Source organism: Mailhella sp. (genome assembly GCF_057866825.1).
Map to the genome: position 1 here is coordinate 1 of NZ_DBMAHT010000161.1, position 3,865 is coordinate 3,865.

At 63.3% G+C, this 3,865-nt stretch carries 2 protein-coding genes and 1 pseudogene; 1 reads left to right on the forward strand and 2 read right to left on the reverse strand.

Features of this window, described 5'->3' with window-relative positions:
• Both ACZM96_RS09975 and ACZM96_RS09980 read right to left on the reverse strand, forming a co-directional pair.
• A partial coding sequence (locus ACZM96_RS09975) for an ammonia-forming cytochrome c nitrite reductase subunit c552 (protein ID WP_489488866.1) occupies positions 1-1,474 on the reverse strand: 1,474 nt, incomplete at its 3' end.
• Positions 1,467-1,925 carry a cytochrome c3 family protein gene (locus ACZM96_RS09980; protein WP_489488868.1) on the reverse strand — a complete coding sequence of 153 codons (459 nt, stop codon included), beginning with the start codon at positions 1,923-1,925 and terminating at the stop codon, positions 1,467-1,469. The genes ACZM96_RS09975 and ACZM96_RS09980, both read right to left, overlap by 8 nt.
• A gap of 1,189 nt (positions 1,926-3,114) precedes the next feature.
• On the opposite strand from ACZM96_RS09980, the pseudogene ACZM96_RS09985 reads away from it, so the two are divergent.
• Positions 3,115-3,865, forward strand: a pseudogene (locus ACZM96_RS09985) (4Fe-4S ferredoxin); the annotation flags it as partial.

Sequence of the window (3,865 nt, forward strand, 5' to 3'; positions counted from 1 at the left end):
TGAGCCACTTGTGACTCTTCATGTATTCCGGATCCTGCTGGAGCTTGCGGCTGAATTCGAGAATGGGCGGCACGATGTCCTTGATGTCGCCGGCGAGGTTCGCGGCGATGCCGGCGTTCGTGGCCTCGATGCACAGATCAATGGCCTTCTGGCTGTATTCCATGGAGCTCATGAGCGTGTCGAGCGCCTTGGCCGGATTGTGGAAGCCCACGCTGTTCTCCGCGGAAATGAGATCCCAGAAGAACTGTCCCTTGCGCACGTTTTCGCGGGCGTCGGCCATGAGCTTGTCATAGGCCGCGTTGCGTTCGCCCGTGAACTCGTTGGCCAGACGAACGGCCTCATGCGCCTTCACGCTGGTTTCCTGCGCCTTGAGAAGCTGACGGAACGTCTTTTCCTGAATGTCGTGCACGCGGGCGCGCAGGAATTCCGGAGTCTTGTCGGAATGACAGGTGCGGCAGGCCGTGAGTTCGGGATCCTTGAGGGGCGAGGTCCACCAGTGACTCGAGAACTTCTTGCCGTCCTGCTTCTGATAGGGCATGTGACAGTCCGCGCAGGAAACGCCCGCCGCGCCGTGCGGTCCGTTCTGCCAGGTTTCGTATTCGGGGTGCTGGGCCTTGATGATGTTCACGCCCGAAACCGCATGCACGAAGTCGGTGAACGGTCCGTTCTTGGGGCCGTGGGTGTTGTAGTATTCATACATGTTTTCGGGATCGAAGCCGTTGTCCCACGGGAACACGGGCTTGCCGGCCGGACCGTTGTCCTTGTGGGTGAAGTAGTATTCCACGTGGCACTGGCCGCACACCAGACTGCGCTTCTCGTTGCGCGAGAGGGTGGCCCAGTCCTTGCCGCTTCTGGCGAGCCAGTCCTTGAGCGGAATGGAGTAGAGCTGCAGTTCCATGGTGGTGGTGTCGTGGCAGGTGGCGCAGCTGATGCTTTCGTTCATCACGTCCACCTTGGTGCGGTACTCGTTGAAATCGCGGCTCCACACCGCGTCGCCGTCGGCGGCCACCCACTGCGATATGGCGGGCACCTTGCAGTTCCAGCAGGTGGTGGGCATGTTGCCCTTGCCGTCGGGGGCGTAGCGGTTGATGCGGTCGATTTCGAGAATGTCCTTGACCGCGTAGGTGTGACCGCGCGCCTCGTTGTATTCGTACATGAAGGGATAGCCCAGCCACAGATTCTTCAGATACGGCTGTCCCGCCCGGAAGCCCTTGGGCAGCGGATTCACGTTGTCGTTCTTGCGGAAGTTCACCGACCCCTTGTATTCGGTCATGACGGAACTTTCGTCGTTCTGACGATAGGTGGCGTACTGGCGGGGGAAGGCCTTTTCAAAGGCCGAAGCGTCGAGCGTGTTTGCGGGAAGGCCGCTGTTGTAAATGGGGGTCTTCACCACGGGGGGATCGTCCTGACAGCCCGCGCTGACGATGGAACAGGCAACGATAACGCCTGTCATGAGCATGTTCATCTTATTCATCTGCCGCCTCCCTGTAGCTGACGGGGGTTTTCTTCTGATGCGCCATGGCCCGGTGGCAGTCCACGCAGTAGGGCTTGGCCATCATGACGTCTTCATTGGTGACCCGGTGACAGGCGCGACAATTGGCGTTGACCACTTCCCGGGTTTCCAGCCGCGCGAGGAGCGGCGCTTCCTTGCCCTGCAGGTTGGCGACGACGTCGCGCAGCCCTTCCTGCGCCTTGAACGGCAGCTTGGCGAGCAGATTGTGGGGCGCGTGACATTCGTTGCACGCGAGGTCGGCATGCGGCGAGCGGCTGTGCGTGAGCGCGGCTTCGCGCATGACGTGACAGGTGGAACAGAATGGTCTTGAGTCGGAAAATTGCATTCCGGCGGCTGCAAGAAGCACCAGCACAGCTCCCAGCGCGGTGCCCCCCAGCAGCATTTTCCATGGACCGTGTCTGGACGCTTTCATGGTTCTCCTCCCTGGTTTATGAAAACACACGGCGCTTTTGGTATAGCGTACCGGAGGAAAAATAACCGTGATTTAAATCACAAAAGAGGGTTTCTTGACGAAAAAATCCGGAAAAATCGTTGACGGGCCCGGCATCGGGGTATGGGGAAAGGAGAGCGGACGGCGATGAAAGCATGATCGCAGTCACGGCGGAAGCGAAGAAGTTGTTTTATGTTGGCGACCTGTGACCGGCGGGAGACGTTGCGGGGCAGTTGCTGCGCAGGCCGGGGCGCAGTGCGCGAAGATGCGCGGCATTGCAGAGGTTTTGCGCAGCGGCGCGGACTTTATGATGCTTTTTCACAAATGAGGCGCAAAAAGGCGGGATAGAGTGCGGCAGAAGTGCGGGGAAGGCGCAGGAAAAGGCGCGAGGAAAACGCGGGGGATCGGACGCGGGAACCAGAGGGAGAGCGGAGCGCGGGGGAGAAGTCGGAATCCGCGCGGGGAACGGAAGCAGGGCGGGGGCTGCGCGCGGCTTGACCGGGGCCGGGCTGAAAACTGGAGCCCGGCGGAACGCACCCGAATGAAGGTCGCTTCGGAAAGGCGTTCGGGGAGGCTCGTCGGTCTGCGCGGAGGCGTCGGAACCGAGGCTGGCGGGAAAAAGTGAGGGGGCGGAATCGTGCGGGTGGCGGGGTGGCGGGGAAGACGCAGATGCGGGATGTTGCGGGGGCGTCGGACGGCGCTTTTCCGCGTTGTCGTCTGTTCGTCGGCGCGATGCCGGGAGAACGCGGACATCGGCGGCAGGCGGGCAAAGGTCCGGGCGGAGACGGGCGTCTCGAATGTGCGCCGAGGTCGGCCCGGAGCCTGGCGGACGAGCGTCGGGGGAATGCTGCGCGGAGGTTCTGCGGGCAGCGGGTAGCTGAGATGTTGCGCAGGCGGGGAACGGGACGAACGCCGGTGGAAGCCGATTGCCGGGGCGTGTGCGCGGTCTCCCGGGGCGTTGACTGACCGGGTCCGGTCTGCCCGGGGAGCGTCGGAAGGATTGCAGCCTGCCCGGAGACAGGGCGGCTTGCGTCGGCGCAACGTTGAAACGGCGCCGCGCGTGACGGCATTGTTTTGCGCATCTGCGGAGCGCGGCGCGTCGGGCGCTGCGGCGCAGTCATCGGCTCGTCCGGCAAAAGGTCGGGCGACGGAATCATCTGGAGGGAAGATCATGCATCAGAACGGCGGAAGCGGAGAAAAGGTTGCTCGCGCATGGCTTGCGCCCGTGTTTTTTGTGCCCGCGCTCGCTCTGGCGGCGGCGCATGTGTGGCGCGCAGGGCAGGCGGGCGAGGCCGCGGCTATCATCCTCTGGGCGCTCATGTGCCTGACGCGGCGCGCCTGGATGCGTCCGGCCCTGGCGGCCCTGCTTCTGCTGCTTGCGGGAGAATGGCTGGTCACCACGCAGAGCCTCATGGAAATGCGCGTGGCTCTGGGCAGGCCTTGGACGCGTCTTGCAATCATCATGCTGTCGGTAACGGCCTTCACCGCGGGCGCGGCCCTGCTGACCTCGGCGAATGCGGGCCGGGCGTGGTTTTGCCGTGGCCGGGAGAGAGGGCTCATGCAGGCGGCGGCCTTTCTGCTCGCCTTTGTGCCGCTTTTTGGCATGGCGCGCTTTGCTCCGCAGCTCATGCTCGTTCACAGACTGGCTCCGGGCTTCGGCGTGATGCAGGCGCTTGCCGCCGGATGCTGGAGCGCGTGGCTGTGCGCCCGTCTGGCGGACAGGACAAAGGCGGGCCGGACGCGCCTCTTCGCGTGGCGGCTGTTTTCCGTGGTGTTTTTCGCGCAGTTTTTTCTCTCGCTTGCGGGCTGGTCGCTGTTTTCCATGACCGGCGAATGGCACATTCCCGTGCCGGGCGTCATCGTGGCCGGGGCACTGTACCGCGGCACGGCAGGATTCATGCCGCTTTTGTTTGCCGTGTCGG